27 protein-coding genes are annotated in these 21,422 nt (G+C 36.9%); 25 read left to right on the top strand and 2 right to left on the bottom strand.

Annotated elements, in window-relative coordinates:
* Positions 1–8: 8 nt before the first annotated feature.
* From C7390_RS08090 to C7390_RS07970, 25 genes are all read left to right on the top strand, one after another.
* Positions 9–1,526 (top strand): phage portal protein, encoded by a 1,518-nt coding sequence (locus C7390_RS08090; RefSeq protein ID WP_318295616.1) that lies wholly within the window; start codon positions 9–11, stop codon positions 1,524–1,526.
* 8 nt (positions 1,527–1,534) lie between these two features.
* A complete protein-coding gene (locus tag C7390_RS08085; protein WP_116443937.1) occupies positions 1,535–3,130 on the top strand; it encodes a phage minor capsid protein in 1,596 nt (531 codons plus the stop codon).
* Positions 3,131–3,439, top strand: coding sequence for a hypothetical protein (locus C7390_RS08080; RefSeq protein WP_116443936.1), 309 nt, complete (start codon positions 3,131–3,133; stop codon positions 3,437–3,439). It abuts the gene before it with no gap.
* 374 nt (positions 3,440–3,813) lie between these two features.
* On the top strand, positions 3,814–4,113 hold the full coding sequence (locus C7390_RS08075) for a DUF4406 domain-containing protein (RefSeq protein ID WP_116443935.1): 300 nt from the start codon (positions 3,814–3,816) through the stop codon (positions 4,111–4,113).
* A gap of 69 nt (positions 4,114–4,182) precedes the next feature.
* Complete coding sequence (locus tag C7390_RS08070) at positions 4,183–4,407, top strand: hypothetical protein (RefSeq protein WP_116443934.1); 225 nt, start codon at positions 4,183–4,185, stop codon at positions 4,405–4,407.
* A gap of 472 nt (positions 4,408–4,879) precedes the next feature.
* Positions 4,880–5,020, top strand: coding sequence for a protein phosphatase (locus C7390_RS08065; protein ID WP_116443933.1), 141 nt, complete (start codon positions 4,880–4,882; stop codon positions 5,018–5,020).
* Between the two features lie 95 nt (positions 5,021–5,115).
* Positions 5,116–5,304, top strand: a complete 189-nt coding sequence (locus C7390_RS08060) for a CopG family transcriptional regulator (RefSeq protein ID WP_116443932.1) — start codon at positions 5,116–5,118, stop codon at positions 5,302–5,304.
* Between the two features lie 132 nt (positions 5,305–5,436).
* The gene (locus C7390_RS08055) at positions 5,437–6,141 is read left to right on the top strand and encodes a Rha family transcriptional regulator (RefSeq protein WP_116443931.1); all 705 of its coding nucleotides are present in this window, start codon (positions 5,437–5,439) and stop codon (positions 6,139–6,141) included.
* Position 6,142: 1 nt separating this feature from the next.
* Positions 6,143–6,343, top strand: coding sequence for a hypothetical protein (locus tag C7390_RS08050; protein ID WP_116443930.1), 201 nt, complete (start codon positions 6,143–6,145; stop codon positions 6,341–6,343).
* Between the two features lie 119 nt (positions 6,344–6,462).
* Positions 6,463–7,119, top strand: a complete 657-nt coding sequence (locus C7390_RS08045; RefSeq protein ID WP_116443929.1) for a hypothetical protein — start codon at positions 6,463–6,465, stop codon at positions 7,117–7,119.
* Between the two features lie 24 nt (positions 7,120–7,143).
* Positions 7,144–8,220 carry a hypothetical protein gene (locus C7390_RS13690; RefSeq protein ID WP_318295615.1) on the top strand — a complete coding sequence of 359 codons (1,077 nt, stop codon included), beginning with the start codon at positions 7,144–7,146 and terminating at the stop codon, positions 8,218–8,220.
* 4 nt (positions 8,221–8,224) lie between these two features.
* Positions 8,225–8,599, top strand: a complete 375-nt coding sequence (locus C7390_RS08035; protein WP_116444022.1) for a head-tail connector protein — start codon at positions 8,225–8,227, stop codon at positions 8,597–8,599.
* Between the two features lie 2 nt (positions 8,600–8,601).
* Positions 8,602–8,940: a hypothetical protein gene (locus C7390_RS08030; protein WP_116443928.1), complete on the top strand. Its 339-nt coding sequence runs from the start codon at positions 8,602–8,604 to the stop codon at positions 8,938–8,940.
* Positions 8,940–9,359, top strand: a complete 420-nt coding sequence (locus C7390_RS08025) for a hypothetical protein (protein WP_116443927.1) — start codon at positions 8,940–8,942, stop codon at positions 9,357–9,359. Before C7390_RS08030 ends, C7390_RS08025 begins: the two co-directional genes overlap by 1 nt.
* A complete protein-coding gene (locus tag C7390_RS08020; protein ID WP_318295614.1) occupies positions 9,356–9,760 on the top strand; it encodes a phage tail terminator protein in 405 nt (134 codons plus the stop codon). The genes C7390_RS08025 and C7390_RS08020 overlap by 4 nt, the downstream gene beginning before the upstream one ends.
* 8 nt (positions 9,761–9,768) lie before the next feature.
* Positions 9,769–10,266, top strand: coding sequence for a phage tail tube protein (locus tag C7390_RS08015; protein ID WP_116443925.1), 498 nt, complete (start codon positions 9,769–9,771; stop codon positions 10,264–10,266).
* A 23-nt stretch (positions 10,267–10,289) separates the two neighbouring features.
* Positions 10,290–10,622 (top strand): hypothetical protein, encoded by a 333-nt coding sequence (locus C7390_RS08010; RefSeq protein WP_116443924.1) that lies wholly within the window; start codon positions 10,290–10,292, stop codon positions 10,620–10,622.
* Positions 10,597–10,956, top strand: coding sequence for a Gp15 family bacteriophage protein (locus C7390_RS08005; RefSeq protein ID WP_318295613.1), 360 nt, complete (start codon positions 10,597–10,599; stop codon positions 10,954–10,956). The genes C7390_RS08010 and C7390_RS08005 overlap by 26 nt, the downstream gene beginning before the upstream one ends.
* A gap of 33 nt (positions 10,957–10,989) precedes the next feature.
* Positions 10,990–14,139 (top strand): phage tail protein, encoded by a 3,150-nt coding sequence (locus C7390_RS08000; protein WP_116443923.1) that lies wholly within the window; start codon positions 10,990–10,992, stop codon positions 14,137–14,139.
* 15 nt (positions 14,140–14,154) lie between these two features.
* Positions 14,155–14,505 carry a hypothetical protein gene (locus tag C7390_RS07995; protein WP_116443922.1) on the top strand — a complete coding sequence of 117 codons (351 nt, stop codon included), beginning with the start codon at positions 14,155–14,157 and terminating at the stop codon, positions 14,503–14,505.
* A 13-nt stretch (positions 14,506–14,518) separates the two neighbouring features.
* Entirely contained in the window at positions 14,519–14,926 is a 408-nt protein-coding gene (locus C7390_RS07990) for a hypothetical protein (RefSeq protein WP_116443921.1), read from the top strand.
* Between the two features lie 4 nt (positions 14,927–14,930).
* A complete protein-coding gene (locus C7390_RS07985; protein ID WP_116443920.1) occupies positions 14,931–18,425 on the top strand; it encodes a hypothetical protein in 3,495 nt (1,164 codons plus the stop codon).
* 30 nt (positions 18,426–18,455) lie between these two features.
* Positions 18,456–18,689 carry a hypothetical protein gene (locus C7390_RS07980; protein ID WP_116443919.1) on the top strand — a complete coding sequence of 78 codons (234 nt, stop codon included), beginning with the start codon at positions 18,456–18,458 and terminating at the stop codon, positions 18,687–18,689.
* 75 nt (positions 18,690–18,764) lie between these two features.
* Positions 18,765–19,235: a phage holin family protein gene (locus C7390_RS07975; protein ID WP_116443918.1), complete on the top strand. Its 471-nt coding sequence runs from the start codon at positions 18,765–18,767 to the stop codon at positions 19,233–19,235.
* A gap of 2 nt (positions 19,236–19,237) precedes the next feature.
* Positions 19,238–20,344 carry a GH25 family lysozyme gene (locus C7390_RS07970; RefSeq protein WP_116443917.1) on the top strand — a complete coding sequence of 369 codons (1,107 nt, stop codon included), beginning with the start codon at positions 19,238–19,240 and terminating at the stop codon, positions 20,342–20,344.
* A gap of 174 nt (positions 20,345–20,518) precedes the next feature.
* Here C7390_RS07970 and C7390_RS07960 read toward each other — a convergent pair whose 3' ends face one another.
* Together C7390_RS07960 and C7390_RS07955 are read right to left on the bottom strand one after the other, a co-directional pair.
* Positions 20,519–20,956 (bottom strand): spore coat protein CotJB, encoded by a 438-nt coding sequence (locus C7390_RS07960; protein WP_022501479.1) that lies wholly within the window; start codon positions 20,954–20,956, stop codon positions 20,519–20,521.
* Positions 20,953–21,096, bottom strand: coding sequence for a spore coat associated protein CotJA (locus tag C7390_RS07955; protein ID WP_116443915.1), 144 nt, complete (start codon positions 21,094–21,096; stop codon positions 20,953–20,955). Before C7390_RS07955 ends, C7390_RS07960 begins: the two co-directional genes overlap by 4 nt.
* Positions 21,097–21,422: the final 326 nt, after the last annotated feature.

The following is a 21,422-nucleotide window of genomic DNA, read 5'->3' as shown; positions in this document are numbered from 1 at the left end:
TGAGTGAGGTGAATATATTTACAAGTATGGCAGAAAAGGCAAGAGCAGGAATAAGGACGTGGCTGCGTATACAGCCGGCAATGAATGGAACATTTACATTACAGGAAACGCTTGATTATGAAGGAAATGCTATTAAAAACAGAATATGGTACAGAGGTGAAAGTGAGGAACTTGCACAATTGTATAAACAGTTGGCAGGAGATCGTACAAGATTTTGGTCGGCAACAAGTACAGCGGGGTTAGAGATAAGAAAAATACACGTTGGATTGCCAGCTATGCTGTGTGATATGCTGGCGAGTATAGTTGTTGATGATATGAATTTAATAGACACTGGCAGCAGACAGGAAGAATGGGACAAGATTGCAGAAGAAAATGATTTTATAGAGCTGGTAAAACAGGCAGTTACAGAAGCACTCTATATAGGAGATGGGGCGTTTAAAATATCTTTTGATACAACCTTAAGCCAATATCCAATTATAGAATTTTATCCGGGAGATAAGATAGAAATTATAAGAGACCGTGGCAGGGTAAGAGAAATCATTTTTAAGACAGTGTACCATAGTGGAACAAGGGAATATGTTCTTCTTGAGCATTATGGAATAGGATATGTTAGATATAAGCTTGTAAATGGAGACAGGGAATGTCCTCTGGATACAGTGCCTGAACTTGCAGGGCTTTCAGATGTAGTATGGAATGACAATTTTATGATGGCAGTTCCTATGATGTTTTATAAATCAGCCAGATATGAAGGAAGAGGCAAGAGCATATTTGACGCCAAAATAGATAATTTTGACGCACTAGACGAGGCCTGGTCACAGTGGATGGATGCCTTAAGGAAAAACAGAACAAAGGAATACATTCCAGAAAATATGCTCCCAAGAAATCCATACACAGGAAAGGTGCTAAAGCCCAATGCCTTTGATAATGCTTATATAAGTACAGAGGTAAGTATGAAAGAGGGACAAACTAATAAAATAGACCTAGTACAGGGTAATATTCCCCACGAGAGTTACCTTGCAACATATATAACAGCGTTAGACCTCTGTTTACAAGGTATTATGAGCCCATCAACGCTGGGTATAGATGTTAAGAAGCTGGATAATGCGGAAGCACAGAGAGAAAAGGAAAAAGCAACATTATATAGCAGAAATAACATTGTAGGCCAGTTGCAGAAGGTGCTTCCAAAGCTTGTAGATATAGTATTTAAGGCTATGGATACATTTCATAAGACACCAATTAAGGATATAGATATTGATGTGACATTTGGCGAGTATGCGAATCCTAGTTTTGAGAGCCAGGTTGAGACAGTCAGCAAGGCTAAGCAGGGCGGTATTATGAGCATAGAGGCATCTGTTGATGAGCTGTATGGAGATACCAAGGATGATGAATGGAAGCAGGAAGAGATTGCAAGGCTTAAGGCTGAGCAGGGTATATCTGATATGGAAGAGCCGGCACTTAATATGCAGGCAGATGGCTTCTCAGTGGATGGCACTGATAACAGTTTCACAGGTTTTGATAACAAGTGAGGTAGCTTATGGCACTTAACACAGATTATGACATAGAGAAAGCCTTTCGAGCCATAGAAGATGAGCTGATAGCTTCAATGATACGGAATCTTGAACACCATAGGGCAGAGGAGACTAAAGAGGGATTTAACTGGACACAATGGCAGGTGGAACAGATAAAGGCGTTGGAGAGATATAAGGCTGAAAACAAAAAGAAGTTTAAAAAGTCATTCAGTAATATCAATGATTCAATAGAGGCTATGATATTTGCTGCCAGACAGGCAGGCGGTACAGAGCAAGAACAGAAGATATTAAGAGCAATAAAAAAAGGACTTAAAGCATCTAAAGTGTCACAGGGCACTGAGGGTGCTTTTTTCAAATTAAATACCAGGAAGTTAGATGCACTTATAAAAGCCACAAAGGCAGATTTTATTACAGCTGAACATTCTATGCTAAGAATGTCGGAGGATAAATACCGGCAGATAATATTCAATGCTCAGGTGTATGCGAATACGGGTGCAGGAACATATGAGAAAGCAGTTGATATGGCTACAAGAGATTTTCTTAAAGCTGGTATTAACTGTATTGAATATGCGAATGGCAGCAGGCATACAGTAAAGGATTATGCCAGAATGGCTATTCAGACAGCCAGTAAGCGTGCATATCTAACCGGAGAGGGAGAGATGAGACAGTCCTGGGGAATTAGTACAGTTATTATGAATAAGCGTGCTAATGCCTGTCCTAAGTGCCTTCCATTTGTTGGAAAAGTACTTATAGATGATGTATGGAGTGGCGGTAAGGCATCTGATGGTCCTTATCCGCTTATGTCATCTGCAATAGCTGCGGGGTTGTACCATCCAAATTGCAAAGACGTACATACAACATATTTCCCTGAGCTGGATGAAGAGCCAGACAGTAAGTTTACCAAGGAAGAGTTAGAAAAGGTCAAGGAAGATTACAAGCAGGACCAGAAGCGGCAATATGCAGGCAGGATGGTTGAGCAGTTCGACAGGCTTTCAAAGTATTCCTTAGATCCGGATAACAAGAAGATGTATGCGGCTAGAAAGGAACAGTGGGAGCAAAGTATATTATTTAATGGTAGTTCTGAAAAACATATTGAGGAATTACATAAGAATGATATAATGAATTTATCAGATAAAGAATTACAAGCAGTTACACAATATAAGAGCTTTGAAGCATATATTATAAATGATGTTTTAAGAAATGCAAATGATTTATCAAATTTAAAATCAGAACATAAACAACTTGTAAACAATTTAGATGTAGCACTGTCAAAAATATCAAAATTCAATGGAAATTTAATAAGAACTGTTGATTTTTCTGACAGGAAGGATGAGCAAGATAGAATTAAAGAATTTGTAAGTGAATATGTTGAAGGAACAATAATAACAATTAAACAATACTGGAGTACATCAAAGACAGAAGGATATAATGATTTAGCAAAAATAAAAATTTATATACAAAATACCAAAAATGGGCGAGATATAAGTTCTATTGGCTTAAATGAAAATGAAGTCCTTTATGAGCGAAATAGTAAATTTAAAGTTATTTCAAAAATATTAGTCGGGGAGATTTGGCATATTCTTTTAGAGGAGGCGGATTAAATGAAGTTAACAGCAAGAGAATGGCTTTTACTACCAGAAGCAGAGCAAATGCAAAGAGGAAAAGAACTTTCTCCAGAAGAATGTTTTAAACTTAGGATGGAACTTAGTGAAGTTAATTTTACGGAGGAGGAAAAACAAAAATTAACAAAAGAAGAGCGTGAGAGATTTATAAATCCACCCCAAAAAACTGATGAGGAAATAGAAAAAAATAATAGAACAACATTTAAAGTTTTACAGAACTGGAAAATTTTACCTAAAGATATAACATTTGAAGAATGGATAAAAGCAGGTAAACCTCTTAATTATTAATATAGGTGTATTTATATATCAAGTGACGCACTTGGTATAAATAAATATTAATGTAGGCAAGATAAGTGATTATGCAAAGAAAATGTATTTTGCAAATCGCTATGATGAAGTCGAAGCGGAATATATGACATTAATAAAAAGAAATGGAGGTAAATTATGCCAGTAAAATATCCAGAAGAGATACAGAAACTTATTGATATTTTTGAACCATATATGATTGGGTGTCATCTTGAAAATTCCCCTAAAGAAGCAATAGAAGCTGCTGAGAAATTTTAAAAGTGGGCTTGGGAACAGGAACAGTAGATGAGTAGCCACCAGTCGAGAGATTGGTGGTATTTTTATACCTAATTTTAAGAAAGTGAGGACAAGACAGTATGAAAAAATTATTTATTAGCCAGCCTATGGCAGGTAAAACAGACGAGGAAATAAAAGAAACAAGGAAAAAGGCAATAGAATATGCAGAGCTGCTATTAGGTGAGAAAGTAGAAGTTATAGAGTCTTTTTTTGAAGGAGCACCAGCAGAAGCTAAGCCATTGTGGTTTTTAGGAAAATCAATAGAACTTCTATCACAGGCTGATGTTGTATATTTTGTTAAAGGCTGGGATAAGGCTAGAGGTTGTAAAATAGAACATCAGTGTGCAGTAGCATATGATATTAAGAAAATTGAAGATTAGATTGAATAAACAGCTATAGAGCTGTTATTTTTATACCCAAGTTGCACCGGTGCAACAGAAAGGAAACGTATGTTGAAAAGATATTCACCGCCACCAGAGCCAGTGAAAAAAGAAAAATCACAATCTGAAATATTTATGGAAGATGATGATTTTGTAATGACACAGCTTAAAAGGCATGTATTAATATTACAGAATAGATTAACAATGGGAATGTATCAGGATGATGTAGATATTAAACTATATCATCAGGCTATAATAGATACTTTATATGAAATAGAAAAAAGGAAGAAATAAGCACGCATAGCAATACGCTGTGGGTGCTATTTTTATGCCCAAAAGAAAGGAAGATATGAAATATTTAATTGAATATAGGGGAGAAGTCCTGTCAGGGAAGGCTCCTGACCTCCCCAAGAATAAGCTAAGACGTGGCGAAAGGCTGCGTCTTTTTTGATTGCAGAGGTAGGCTGCAATAATAATTATTTAATAAAATTTATAAAATGGCAGTATTTTTATAATGTATTACATTATGCGTATCTTGCTAGATTTTTATTCATAAAAATTATAATAAAAAAGTATAAACTGACGAGAAATATAGAGAAATACAGCGGTTTACAAGCTTTTAATAAAGTGATAAGGTGAGCATACGATATATCGCAAAATAATTTTAAAAACCTCTTGACTTATGGTCGACCAAAAGTTATAATAAGATTGCAGTTGAGGAATACTTAACGAGTAAAGCAGGCAAGTAGCTGGAAAGGAGAAAAGAATGGAAGACGATATGAATATTGGTGAATTGCTTAAGGAAACAGCAGAAGAAAATCAGACAAGAAAAATTCTTGCAATACTCAATGAATGTAAAGACATTGAAGAAGCTAGAGAAAAAGTAAAAGCCCTGCTTAATAAATAAGCAAGGCTGACAACGAAAAATTCGGGCGGTACTTGCCACCGCTCGATACCAAATAGATAATATCATTTATTTGGTTACAAGGCAAGAGTCAAGAGGTGATTAAAGTAGATAAGAAGAAAATGGGTAGACCCACAGACAATCCTAGAACAGAAAAGATAGGCTTCAGAATGTCAAAAGAAGAAATTGAAGATATACAAGAATGTGCTAATGCATTGAATACTCAAAGAGTTAATGCAGTTGTTGAGGGAATAAAACTACTAAAAGAAAAATTGGGAATTAAATAACAAAAAAGAAGTTCGCCCACCTACCAAGCAAAACGAACTTCTTCAACACACCAATACCAAAGTACTGGTATTAATATTATATCTTACTTTTGGAATTGGTCAACATAATTTTAAAAGGAGATTGATTTAAAAATGAATAAGATAGAGCAGACGATAACAAGCATTGAAGTAGCCGAAATGGTTGGAAAAGAACATAGTAAATTATTAAGGGACATAAGAAATTATGTAGAGCAGTTTAACCAATCCAAGATTGGCTTCGTTGATTTCTTTACAGAAAGTACATACAAGGATAATAAAGGAGAAATAAGACCTTGCTACAATGTAACCAAGAAAGGCTGTGAGTTTATAGCACATAAGCTTACAGGCACAAAGGGAACAGAATTTACAGCAAGATACATCAATCGTTTTCACGATATGGAAGAACATATAAACAACAGCAAGCCACGCACAGCACTTGAACAACTTCAGTTGCAGAGTCGGGCAATTCTTGAAGTTAATGATAAGATTGATGAAGTTAAGCAGGAACTTGAAGACTTCAAGCAGGATATGCCACTTATGAATATAGAATGTGACAGAATAACAACAGCAGTACGCAAGGTTGGAACACGCGCTTTAGGCGGTAAAGACAGCAATGCATATCACGATAAGTCTTTAAGCGGTAAGGTATACACAGATATATACAGAGAGCTGAAGAGACAGTTTCAGGTTACTTCCTACAAGTCAATCAAGCGTAGACAGTGTGATACAGCAATATCCATAATAGAAGGTTATAGGTTGCCTGTGGTTCTGAAAGAACAGATACAGAACACTAACGCACAGATGAATATGGAGGTGTAATATGTCTGCTAAAATTGATTTTGAGAATGCTTTGTATGAACTGGAACAGACAACAGCAACATTAGGATTTGTTCAGACAGCATTTGCAGAGGGCGAATCTCTTATAGATAATGACGAATCTGCAGCAACTATATATATGTTATATTCAAGACAAAGGTCTATAGTGAATAAGCTCAAAGAAGTATTGAATACAATAAAATAAATAATATCATATTGATATCTGGGACGTTCAGCAATGGACGTCCTTTTTATATGCCCAAAACTTAATGGCAATAAACTTTAGGAAAATGCCGACGGGCGGTAAACGGAAAGGAGACAGGTATGAGAAAGACATTACCTATTAATTTACAGTTCTTCGCTGAGGGCGGAGATGGTAACGGCGACCAGAACGCTGGAAACAATAATAACGGACAGGCAGGACAGCAGGGTGGTCAGAATAATCAGCAGGCAGCTGGAATTGACTATGACAAAATACAGAGTATGTTAGACACCGCAACTGCCAAGAAAGAAAATGCTGTGCTTAAAAGCTATTTCCAGCAGCAGGGACTATCCGAGGAGGAAGTAAGCCAGGCTATTGCAACATTTAAGCAGAATAAACAGCAGCAGGTAGAACAGCAGCAGAACGCTAATGCTAATCTTCAGAATGAAGTAACAACAGCACAGAAAGATGCTGAACAGGCTCGTATAGAGCTTGCGGCTACACAGGTAGCAATGACACTTGGTATTAATGCCAAGACAGTACAATACGTGCTTAAGATGGCTGATTTCAGTAAGGCAAAGGGTACAGATGGAAAGATATCAGAGGACAATGTTAAAGCTGCAATTGAACAGGTTCTAAAGGATGTACCTGCACTTAAGCCAAGTACGGAGAATAATGCTGGATTCCAGATTGGCGCAGGGCAGCAGACTAATGGACAGCAGTCTTCTGCAGGTAGCAATGTAAATGTTCCTACAAAGAGATGGAATAGATTCAATTAAGAAAGGTTAAAAAGGTAAAATAATATGCCAAATTTAAATTATGCAGAACAGTGGAGTCCTGAATTATTAGCAATTCTTATTCAGGGCACACTTACATCACCATTTATCACAAACAATGTCAGATGGTTAGATGCAAAGACTTTCCATTTTACACAGATGAGTGTAAGTGGTTATAAGAACCATAAGAGATCAGGTGGATGGAACACAGGAGAATATAACCAGAAAGATGTTCCTTACACAGTAACACATGACAGAGATGTACAGTTTATGGTTGATAAGGCAGATGTTGATGAAACAAATCAGACAGCATCTATTCAGAATATTTCACACATATTTGAACAGACACAGGTAGTACCAGAGACAGATGCATTATTTTTCAGTAAGGTAGCACAGGCTGCACAGAAGACAGAATTATATCATACTGAAACAGCTTCCACAGAATATACATCAGAGAATGTATTTGCTAAGCTTAAGCATATTCTGGCAGCAGGCAAGCTTAGAAGATATAAGGCAAATGGAAGTCTCATTATGTATGTATCTTCTGACATTATGGATAAGCTTGAGGTATCAAAGGAATTTACACGTAAGATTGAAATGACACAGATTGCAGAAGGTGGTCTTGGCATTGAAACACGTGTAACTGATATTGATGGTGTGACACTTATGGAAGTTGTGGATGATGAAAGATTCTATGACAGATTCGATTGGGATGTTGCAGAGGGCGGCTTTGCTCCGCTTAAGTCAAAGTATACCATAACAACTGATACAGATGTGGTAGAAGGAAAGACATACTACACTAAGAGCGACAGCGCTTATACAGTTGTGGCAAAGCCTACAAAGACTAATATAGCCACATATTATGAAAAGACTGTTCAGGGTTCACGCAAGATTAATGTACTTGTCGCATGTGGCCAGACATGTAAGACAGTACCTAAGATTTCATCTATTTATTTCTTCGCACCAGGAGCACATACAGAAGGAGACGGATATCTTTATCAGAATCGTCAGTTAAGTGATACATTTGTATTCCCTAATGGCAAAGATGGTAAGGTTGATTCTGTATTCGTTGATGTAGATCCTGCAGAAGAGATTGCAGAGTAAGCCTATGGTATATGCAAGTAAAGAACAGTACCTGAGCGAGCATAATCTTATCCCGGATGAACAGATAGAACGAAGATTAAAGCAGGCGAGCCGTCATATCGACTCGCTTACTTTTAATCGTATAACATCAAGAGGCTTTGATAATTTGACAGAGTTCCAGCAGGCAATAATTATAGATGTATGTTGTGATATGGCTGATTTTGAGTATGAGAATGAAGACATGATTAATTGTGTCTTGCAGAATTATGCTGTAAATGGAGTATCTATGCAGTTTGGCAGCAGCTGGAATGTGCTTGTACAGAATGGCATTGCTGTAAAACGTGATACATATCAGGTACTTTGTCAGACAGGTTTCTGTTGTTTAAGTCTGGGGGTGTGAGTATGAAATATCCTTGTTTAGTATTAAAGCAGTTCTGTAAAACAGAAGTACATATTGAGATAGAGCAGGAAGGTCAAAACGTATATGGGGAGCAGTTAGACCCTGTGGTATGGGACGGATTATGCAACTATCAAGACAGTGGAAAGACGGTGCTCACAGCAGAACAGAAGCTTATACAGCTTGAGGGCTGTGCCTTAATACCTGGTGATATTGCGCCAGAACTGCCTCTTATTACTAAGGGTGAGATAACGGTGTTTGGCGAAACAAGGCATATATACAAGGGTACAAAATGCCGTAATCCTGATGGAACAGTAAATTATGTGAGATTGGATGTGATGTAATGGCAAAGAATGTTAAATCAACAGTAAAGCTTAATATGCCAGTGTTGAAAAGGCTTACGGCAGCAGCACAGGTGTCGCTGGCACAGACAGCGGAAGCAATACATACGAATGTAGTTCAAAGTCAGGTAATGCCTAGGGATACAGGTACACTGCAAAATGAAAGCACATTTGTATATACACAGGATATTGCCAATGGCAAGGTAGAACTTATATCAAGTACGCCATATGTAAGAAGGTTATATTATCATCCTGAATATAACTTCCATCAATCACCTTGGGTAGATGATAAAGGTAAAAGACACGAAGGCAATGCAAATGCCAAGGGCAGGTGGCTAGATGATTATCTTAAAGATGGTAAGAAAAGAAATTTTGCTCCAGATACATTTGCTAAGTTATACAAGAAAAATGCGGGGTTATGATGTTAGGAATAGGTGATGTAAGAGATTATATAGCAGGTCTTGGCATTGCAGACAATAATAATGTATATTGCGGCAAGCTTGATAATAAAAAAGATAAGAGTATAGGAGTATATAATCTTAACAGACAAAGACCACCACAGACGGCTGTAGGAGGTTTAAATAACAGCTCTTATCGTATTAAGTCTGTAAGTATATTAGTACACTGGAATAAGAGTGTAAGAGATACAGAAGAAACCTCGGAACAGCTCTACAATATGCTTAGAGACACCAACAATAAAATAATCAATGATACAAAGCTTCTATTTACTAAAATGCAGGTTGATGGACCTGTGGATGTAGGGACAGATGATAAAGGTATCTTTGAGAGTGTAATAGAATTAGATATTTATTATGAAAGGTAGGTAAAGGTATGGCACAGAATACTAAATTAGCTGGATATAATGCAGGAGCAACACCTCTTACTGGCGTTAATCCGGTGCATACAATTCAGTTCGGTGTATGCATAACAGGAAGAAAGAGCACAGATACACCGGAAACAGTAGAAACAAAGGTTGTAAAAGATGCAGAGAGCTTAAGCATATCCGTAGATGGAACAATTGAAGAATGGAATCCAATGGATCAGGCAGGCTGGACAAGAAGACTTACAACAGGTAAATCATTGGGTATGACTATGGGTGGTAAGCGTAATTATGGTGATGAAGGTAATGATTATATCGCAAGCCTGGCTTTAAAGACAGGACAGAAATGTAATACCTGGGTTTCAATTATTTTCCCAAACCTTGACCAGCTTCTTATCCCAGCAGTTATAAATGTAACTTCCCTTGGAGGAGACTCAACAAGCATTGATGCACTTGAATGGGAAGCACAGTCAGATGGAAAACCAACATATATTCCATATACAGAATAAAAAAGAAAGAGAGAATTTGAATAATGGCAAAGACAGATTTTAAAGTAATAGACATATCAATGAAGATTACAAACCAGTTACCTATGGTTCGTATTACTGATGACTTAGTGGTAACTGTGAATAACAGAAAGAACACAATTCTTAATGTACAGGCTATGGCTGCTGAGGCTGAAAAGAAGAAAGATAGTGACAACGGAATGGGATTTATAACAAAGGCTCTTGAAATGCTTATTGGCAAAGAGGCAGCAGATAAGATTGAGACTATGGACTTACCGCTTCCTGAATATAAGGAAATGTATAATGCAATAATGGGTGTTGCCACAGGCACATATGGAGAGGAGAATACACCCTCATAGTGAAATATATTATGACATATATGATGACTGGGAATTGATAGAGTCAAGCTTCCTGTCACAGTATGGCATACGATTACGGACGGAAGATGATATGTCTTGGGCGGAATTTTGTTCTTTATTATCTGGAATAATGCCTGAAACACCACTTGGAAGAGTAGTAAGTATAAGGGCAGAGAAAGACATTAAAGTTATCAATAGCTTTACTAAGGAACAGAAAAAGATACATGATGACTGGCTTCTGAAGCGTAATAGGAAAATGGTGGGAACACCACAGTATATAGAATATTGGACACGATTACAACGAGATTTTAAGGCTGCTTACTCAAAGAAGTAGGCAGCTTTTTAATTGTGTCAGAAAGGAGGGCGAATGTCAGATACAGTAGGTCAGATAGCTCTGGAACTTGGAATAGATAGTTCACAGATAGTTAATCAGCTTACAGGAGCTTCCAATAAGGCGGCTAAGCAGGCTACAAGCATATTTAGTGGTTTTGGTAAGAAGATAGCTGCAGGACTAAGTATAGCTGCAGTTACTAAGTTTACGAAAGATTGCATAGAAGTAGGTTCTAATGTAACAGAAGTACAGAATGTCGTAGATACAGCATTTAAGGACTTAAGCTGGCAGGCAGACCAGTGGGCTTCCAATGCTATGACTAACTTTGGCTTATCGGAATTATCGGCTAAGAAGTACATGGGTGTGTTTGGCCAGATGAGTAATGCTATGGGTATTACAGGTAAGGCGGCACTTGATATGGCTGAAAATGTCACAGGATTAACCGGTGATGTTGCATCATTTTACAATCTTAGTACGGATGAAGCATATACAAAGCTGAAATCTATCTGGACTGGTGAGACTGAAACGCTCAAGGACTTGGGTGTGATTATGACTCAGACTAACTTAGACCAGTATGCACTTAATAACGGCTTCAGTAAAACTACAGCCAAGATGACAGAGCAGGAAAAAGTAATGCTGCGTTATCAGTACGTTACAAGTGCTTTGTCCAATGCCACAGGAGATTTTGTTAAGACACAGGATTCCTGGGCGAATCAGACAAGAATACTTACATTAAGGTTTCAGCAGTTAAAGGCTAGTCTTGGTAAAGGCTTCATAGCATTGTTTACACCTATTCTGCGTGGATTTAATAGTCTGCTTGCAGGACTGCAGAAAGTGGCAGATGGATTTGCTAGTTTCGTGCAGATGCTTACAGGTGCCGATATATCATCCTCTATGGGAAGTATAAGTGCTGATATAGCAGGCATAGGAGATGATGCTGGAGGTGCTGCAGATAATGTAAGTGGAATAGGAGATGCAGCTAAGAAGACAGCAAAGGATATTGAGAAGTCGCTTGCAGGCTTTGACCAGATAAATAAGCTGACAGAGCAAACAGATGATAGTTCTGATTCAAGCGGTAGTACAGGTGGAATATCTTCAGGAATCGGAAGCGTTGACCTTGTACCAGATGTGAGTAAAAGTACATCTAATGTTTCAAGTACAATATCTGATATGGCAGATAAAGTCAAGAAAGCATTAGAGCCACTTAAAGCAATATCTTTTGATAATCTGATATCATCACTAGATAATCTTAAGAGAGCCGCACAACCATTAACAGAGAAGTTATTCGCAGGATTGGAATGGGCTTATTACAATATATTTGTTCCTTTGGCTAAGTGGACCATAGAAGATTTGCTTCCGGCATTTCTTGATGTATTAGCAGGTTGTTTAGATGTACTGAATAGTGCATTAGATGCATTAAAGCCTTTGTGGATGTGGGCTTGGGATAATTTCCTTGAGCCTGTGGCAAAGTGGACTGGTGGAGTGATTGTTGATGTTCTGAAAGGATTAGCCTCTGCTTTAGAGGGTATATCTGATTGGATAAAGGATAATCAAGGTCCATTTGATGCAATAGTGATAACAATAGGAGCATTTGCAGCAGTTTGGAAAGCTGTAGATTTAGCAGAATTTCTTATGAATGCTGGCGGTGTTGTTGGAATTATAAATAAAATGAAAGCGGCAATACATGCTTGTACATTAGCAAAAATAGCTGATAAGTTTGAAACAGTTCAGCTTTGTGCTATGTATGCAAAAGATTTTGTTAAAAGCATTATACAATCCATATCAAAGCTTGAAATATATTATACTACTTGGTTTAAGGTAAATATCCTGCAATCGGATACAGTAAAAGGTATTAAGGACTTAGTAACTAATATTAAAGCATCAACTATAGCATTGAAAGATGATATTGTTGAATGGGTAAGGAATACTGCTGAGAAGACTAAGAATAAAGCTGTTGATATAGGCGGAAATATTAAGAACCTGGCTATTGATATGGCAAAGGCAACTAAGGAGTTGGCACTTCAATCAATAGAGTGGGTAAAGAATACTGCAGAGAAAGCAAAAAATAAAGCTGTAGATGTTACCACAGGAATAAAAGATTTTATTGTAAATATGGCATTGGCGACAAAGGAATTAGTTTCTCAGGCCATACAATGGGGAATATCAACGGCATCTAAAGTAGCAGATACAGCAGCCACAGCAGCACATACAGCGGCTACTTGGTTAGCCACAGCAGCTACAACAGCATTTGGTGTTTCTATGTCAGTATTAACAAGTCCTATAACATTAGTTATAGTGGCTTTAGCAGCATTAGGTGTGGCTATATACGAGTTAGTAAAACATTGGGATGTAGTTAAGGATGCAGCAGGAAAATGCTGGGACTGGATTACTGATAAATGGTGTAAAGCAGGTGATTGGTTTAAAGGCATATGGCAGAATATTAAGTCAGCATTTTCTTCATTTGATAACTGGTTACAGAATATTTTTAACATAGATTTTTCAGATAGCTTCGGCTTTATAGGCGATATAATGAATGCTTATTTGCAAAATGTTTCTAATATATTTGGTGACGTAAAGCAGATATTTGGTGGATTGATTGACTTTATTACTGGGGTATTTTCAGGCGATTGGTCTGAAGCTTGGAATGGTATTGTGGATGCCTTTGGTGGAATATTCTCTTTAATTGCAGACATAGCCAAAGGACCTATTAATATGGTAATCGGACTTATAAATGGTATGCTTGACGGATTAGAAAGTGGTATTAACTGGATGGTTCGTAAGGTAAATGGCTTAAGCTTTGATGTGCCTGACTGGGTACCGGTTATAGGTGGTGACCATTTCGGGTTTGATTTGCCGGAAGTTGGGTTTGGCAGTATTCCATATCTTGCAGAAGGTGGATATGTAAAACCAAATACTCCACAGCTTGCAATGATAGGTGATAACAGACACCAGGGCGAAGTTGTAGCTCCAGAGGATAAGCTTATTGATATGGCACAGAAGGCAGCAGCTATGGCATCAAGTGCTGAATTGTTGTCTGAGGCTATAAGCATTCTTAAGCAGATACTTAAAGTGTTGGAAACATTAGATCTTGATATACAGCTTGATGGAAAGAGTCTTAAGAAATATGTAGTTGATAAGATAAATGAACATACAAAACAGACAGGAAAATGTGAGATTATAACTTAACAAGGATGTGATGAATTGATATTACAGTGTGATGGACAGGAGCTACCGGCTCCTGTGTCCATCAAAGTGGATGATGAGATAATATGGTCTTCTTCAACCGGACGTGCACTTGACGGAACAATGTTAGGTGATGTAGTTGCAAAGAAGAAGACATTATCTATTAGTTGGGGAGTGCTGCAGGAAGATGAAATGATACTTATTAAGAGTAAGCTTGTTGCAGGGTTCTTTCCTATAACATTCCACGATGATGGACAGGATATAACAATAACAAGTTACAGAGGCACACTAAGCAAAGACGTAATAGGAGAGTTAGATGATGGCATTTTCTATTATAGAAGTGCAAGTGTGTCAATTATTCAACAATAAGGAGAACTAGAAGATGAAAAAGACATTTACAATTAAACAGATTGACAGAATTTCAGCAGAATTACAGAAGTTACAGAATTCAAAGAAACATTGGCCGGTTAAGGTTAATTATGCAGTTGCTAAAAACCTTAAGGCATTATTGGCAGAATTAGAGGTATATAATGCTGAAAGAACAAGAATATTAAAGGAAAATGCCTTAAAAGATGAAAGTGGAAACGAAGTTATAAAAGATGGTTCATATCAATTTGCAGAAGATAAGGAACAGGAGGTAATTAAAGAAATTAATGATATGTATAACATTGAAACAGAACTTGATGTGCATATGATTAAGCTGGAAGATGTTAATGAGTGCGATTCAGAAGGATATGACGGAACTACATTAGAAGATATTACTGCAATAGAGTTTATGATACAGGAGTAAGTGTATGTATAACAATGTAACGGAAGTTTTTAAAGAAACAATAAGAAGTCCATCGAGGACTTTTGAAGCCAGATTAAGAATTAATGGAAAATGGTATAATTCCCGATTTAAAAAATTGGGCTATGAGACGTCCAGCACAGCAGATGAAGCATTACAGCTAGGGTCGGCGGTATCTGCTAAGATAGAGATTACTCTTAAGAAGATAGATGAATTATTTGAAAACACAGAGATACCAGTAGAGATAGGTTTAAAGCTGCCAAGTGGAAAGTATGAATATATTCCACTTGGCTTTTTTACAGCAGAGCACCCACAAAGCGACCAGACGACAACGACATTTACAGCATATGACAGAATGATGAAGACTACAGGACTATATATATCCAATCTTATATATCCAGCAAGTGCTGCTTCGGTTTTAAGTGAGATAAGTACAAGCTGTGGTGTTCCAGCAGAAGTAAGTGGTCTGGATGGCATAACGATACAGACTAAACCAGTTGGATATACATACAGAGAGGTGATAGGCTATATAGCTTCATTAGCTGGTGGATTTGCATGTGTGGACAGAGCCGGAACTATTGTTATTAAGTGGTATAAAGAATGTGAGTATTCTATAGATAAAACAAGAATTATGTTGTTTGAGCATAATGAAAGCAACTTTCATCTGGACTATGTTAACTGTAATGTGGATAGCCAGACTGAATTAACGCAGGGCGGTGGACAACTGGGAATAACCTTTTCCAACCCATTTATGACGTCAGACAGATTAAGTTATATATATCAGAGCATTAAAGGATTTACTTATAGAGGAGCTTCGTTAAAGACACTTGGAGATATACGCCTGGATCCGTGGGATATCATAACTGTCAAGGATGGTACTGGTGAATATAAAATGCCGGTTATGAATTTGGTACAGGAATATGATGGCGGTATGGCTATGACTGTTACATCTTATGGGAAGACGGAAACTGAGACTGAAACAGATTTTAAAGGTCCGACAACACAGCAGAACGAAAGAATATATTCTGATTTGATATTAGCAAAGGAATTAATAGCAAAGAAGGTTGATGCCGACTGGGTTAAGGCTAATACAGTTACGGCAGAAAAAATCACCGCTGTAAATGCAGAGATAATTGATATAAAGACTAATTATCTAAAAGCCGAGGATGCAGATTTGAAGTATGCTAACATAAAGCTTAGTAATATCGAGGCCGGCTCTATAAAGACAGCAATGATAGACAAAGGCGCGGTTGGTACAGCTCAGATTGCAGACGGAAGCATAACAGATGCAAAGATAGTAGATTTAACTGCTAATAAAATAACAAGTGGAACTATAGATGCCGCTAACATCGAGGTAATCAATCTTAAGGCTGCCAATATCACGGTAGGAACAATTAACGGTAAGCAGATAGCTGAAGGAGCAATAGATACATCCAAGTTTGGAACAGATGTCACAGACTGGATGAATACAACAGACAAAGATATAGAAAATGCAGCACAAAAGGCAGATACAGCTAATACAAATGCGGCTGGTGCATTAAGCACGGCGGAAGCGGCTAAACTTTTATCAGCTGCGGCTTCTAAGACTGCGGAAGGAGCACAGCTTACAGCAGATGGCAAGAATACAATATTTTATCAGACAACAACACCTTCAACGGAGAATAGAAAAACTAATGATATATGGTTTAATACAGCAGATTCTAATAAAATGTATTACTTCGATGGCAAAGGCTGGGTATTACGTCAGTTCGGAACTAATGCCATTGCAAATGCCTCTATCACCAATGCCTTAATAGCAGATGCAACAATACAGAATGCCAAGATTGCCAATATAGATGCAGGAAAGATTACCAGTGGATATATATCTGCTGACAGATTGGCAGCGGGCTCAGTTACAATAGGGAAATTAGATTCCACTACGCAGAATGATATTGCAGGAGCAGTAAAAAGATTTCAAACCACAGTAAATCTGACGGATTCAAAGTATGATACGAATACATATTATCCAGTATTAATAAATTCATCTATACCATATAACGGTTTACATAACTATGAATGTAATGTTCAGCTTAATAGCGGTTCTAAACCTGTATGGTCTACGCATAATCAAGGTTTTACTTGCAATCTTATTTTAAGAGTATTAGCAGGTGGCTGGGGAACAACAGATGCCGCTGGTTATTTGGAGGAGAATAATTATCGTTTTTGTAATAAAATGCCAGCATATGTGGGGCAGGTTCTTCAGCACAGTCAGATTTATTTTATGCTCCGTGGTGGGGCAAAGTATAATCTGTTCACACCTAACAGGAGTAATGGAGTAACAATATATACAACTAAAACAAACATAGCTCATAATACTGGTTATACAGTATATCTTGAACCTACCAAATCGCCAAAGAATGATTATGCAGAAGCTAAAGGTTCTACAATTGCAAGCTGGTGTGACACAAATAATAAAACCCTGATTAACGGCGAAAAGATATATACAGGCAGTGTTACGGCAACACAGATAGCGGCAAATGCAATAACAACAGAAAAGATAGCGGCAAATGCAGTTAATGCATATAAAATAGCAGCAAGTGCTATAACTTCGGCAAAAATAGCAGCAAATGCAATAACAACAGAAAAGATAGTGGCAAGTGCAGTTACAGCCGCGAAGATAGCTTCTAAGACAATAACAGCCAATCAGATAGCTGCCAATTCAATCACAGCGGCTGAGTTAAGTGTATCTACATTATCTGCAATATCAGCAAACTTAGGAACGGTTACAGCTGGAGTGCTTAAAAGTACCAATTATGTTGCTAATAGTACAGGAAGTACATTTAATCTGAATAATGGTTATTTGGAAATAAATAATGGAAGTGTAAATTTAAAAAATTCGGTTGCATCAACAAAAATAAATGCATCTGGTTTTATAACTTCTCAATTTTTAGGGCATACGTTAGACTGCACAGGAACCATTTTTAATGGAGTTACAATATATAAAACAAATAATAAAAGTGACTATAAAATAATGCTTGGTAATGAGGCAGTTTCGATATTTAAAGAAGAATCTGAAATTATTTCAGGAAAAAATGGTGCCAAATATTATAAAGATGGATTTGATTATTATAGAAATAGTAAATTAGTTACAAGAGCAGGATTTGAGGACAATGGCGGCGCTTTCTGGTTAGCTAATAGCCAAGGTGCTAATACAATTGGTTTGATAGGAAGTCAAGGTTTAATCTATGGTAGAAAAATAAGTGCTGATTATGGGATTCCGTTTGTTCAATGGGGAACTAACTGGAATTTTGGTAGTGGATCCTGGAAAGAATATATTATTATATTTCAAAAATCATATGCTGCACCACCATTAATTTCAGTTATGCCTACGACATTATTCTCTAATGAAAATATTTGTTTGACTGAAGTTACAGAAACTTATTTTAAGTATTCGGTGTATGAACCAACAACATCATTTGCATATGGAACCAGATGGATGGCAATAGGTGTTAATAATGGATAAAATCCACAGAAGTGGTAGAAAGAGGTAAAAATGTTAAATGTAAACAAATCTATAACATTAAATGGAACAAGCAGTGTAGAGGAGAATGGTGCAGTTACAGATATTATGTATATGAATGCTACAATCTCCGCCAATGGAGGGTTGTCTATAAATCGTAACATAGCTAATGCCCAGGCATATATAGCAAATAAGGCAACATATACGAAAGATGTAACGGAATTTGAAAATAAATTAAATGAGCTGGTAACAGAATTTAGTAAATAAAGGAGAGTAATAGAGATGATTAGAGCACCCAATAAGTAAAATTAAAGTAAATATATATAAATCAGGAGGAAACAAATGGAAAGAGCGAAAACAATTATAGTGGCAATATGGAGCATAATAATGAGTGCGTTAGGTATACTGGCAATACCAGTTATGTTATTGATAACCTGCAATGTAATAGATTATATAACAGGTCTTATAGCATCTAAATTTAGAAATCAGGAAATAGACAGCTATAAAGGAATAAGAGGCATAGCAAAGAAAATATGTATGTGGCTTTTAGTAGGAGTTGGTGTAATAGTTGACCAGCTCCTTTCTTATTCAGCGGATGTTGTTGGAATAACATTGCCATTTACATTTTTAGTTGCTTGCATAGTGGCAATATGGCTGATTTGCAATGAAATTATATCTATATTAGAAAACATCAATGATATAGGTGTTACACTTCCACCATTTTTACAGCCTATTGTAAGCAATCTTAAGAGTCAGGTGGAAAAGAAAGCAGAATTAGAAAATATTAAAGATAAAAATGAAAGCGAGGAATAGTTATGAAAAGAGGAATAGACATAAGCAGACATCAGGGAAATCTTGATTTTGATTACATTAAGGAGAATTTTGATTTTGTTATAATCCGTTGTGCCTATGGCAGTGACTTAAGCGAGGATGACAGCGAGTGCAGACAGTGTGATTCTATGGCACAGACATATATAGATGAATGCAAGAAGAGAGGTATTCCGTATGGACTTTATCTATATCAGTATGCTGGCAACAATGATGAATCGTTAAGCGAAGCTGCACATATCAGGGAATGGTATAATAAATGTAATCCAACAATGGGATTGTATCTTGATATCGAGGATGCAGACCGATACAAGGCTGAAAATGGCATTGATTATCATTATACACAGGAGCTTGCACTTGTATGGCTTGATGCATTATCAGACATAACTGCAAAGGGTATCTATGCAAGCCATAGTTGGTTAAATGATTATATGAACGTAGATGAACTTATAGAACACGGTGCTCTTATCTGGGAAGCTCATTGGGATGATAATGGTGAGATCTGTGAAGATAAATTTGCTATGTCCCAGGAGACTAGTGACTATTATTTAAACGATGGTACAAGAGTAGATTATGACATTATGCGTGACGAGTTATTTGACAGACTTATACAGGCTAATGAGTATGATCACAGGAATGATAATTTTGATTCAGATGATAATATCAGTGCTGATGAGACAGATACAGAGCATTTACAGTATCAGATAGGAGATTATGTTGAGTATAATGCAATATATGCTTCATCAACATCAGAATCAGGACTTACACCATCACAGGGATTTAATAGTGGAACAATCAAAAGGGTTATTCCTTGGGCGGCCAATCCTTACTTAATCAATGATGGAACAGGTTGGGTCAACGATGGTTGTATTATATCAAGCGACAATTCGAATGTTGAAGGCTGTGATAATACAGATATAAAAGTTGGCGATAAAGTAAGAGTTATTCTTAATGTCGATTATGACACTGACCGAGCATTTAACCTTTACTATGATGAATATGATGTTATTCAGATTAATGGTGATCGAGCAGTAATTGGTATTGGCAATACAGTAACAAGTGCAATAGATGTACATAATATCGAAAGAATATAATGCTATTGTATATTTAAAAACACTATGATAATATACCTATATAAATAAGAAGGGAAACTGTATACCTTATTGAAGTATGGTCCACCATATTGACTGATTATCATAGCCGCCAGAGTAGGGTTCGTCTGTTTTATTTTAATAGGGTATTCAAGTCGTTTTTCATAATTCCACATATCAGCAGCCCTCCATTTCCCAAGGCATTGGAGTTGCTACCCACATCCAGTAATTGTCGTTGGAAATGTGTAATTTATCGAGAGGTCCATAATAATCTGCGTACTGTGTCATATAATCGCAGTATTTATCTTTAATCTGTGCATAATATTCAATTGCTTCAAGGTCATCGGGGTGAGTATCAAGGTAGAGATTGACTTCTGTTAGTACAAATCCCAGTTCATAAATATTCTGCATAAGCCCACGTTTGTCGGCTGTTAAAGCACAGCTGGACTGTCTGGTTGGAGTGAGGGCACTGTTGGAATTGCCGCTGTTGCACAGATTGTTATTGTAATTGCGGTTGTTATTACAGCTATTATTAGAATAGCCATTATTGCAATTCTGCTGGCAATTGCAGGAAGACCTCTGGTTCATAGATGGCTGGTTAGTCATATTATTCATACTCTGCCTCCTGCAAAAGGTTTGGATAATACAGGAAATAAAGTTCCACATTTAAGGGCTTTGCAAGGGTCATACAAATCTCCCCATTTCTGCCACGGTACATAACACATAGCAATCGCCCACGTATTCTGCATTCTCATAATCGAAAAAACTCCATATATTAAACTTATTAGTATTATATGTGGAAAATGACTTGATGCTACTATATGTAATTATATTGAATTTGACATATAATATGAGATTAAATATAATATTTGCATAACCTAACGGTAACAAAAGTGATAATAGAGCTGGATATAATAGAATTCGGCTAATTGTAGATTGATAGAGATACATTAATTGTATGCGGCTATGCTATAGGAGTAATTTCTACTGATTGTAGATTAAAGAGGTTAGGTTGTTAAATAACACGAAAGTGTTATTTTTTTAATTTACAAATAAAATAATTTAACACCTCTTTACAAAA

The sequence above is a fragment of the Bacteroides galacturonicus genome (assembly GCF_003096855.1).
Taxonomy (GTDB): Bacteria; Bacillota; Clostridia; order Lachnospirales; family Lachnospiraceae; genus Lachnospira; species Lachnospira rogosae.
Note: the sequence above shows the minus strand (reverse complement) of the source record. Positions and strands in the feature narration are given on the sequence as shown.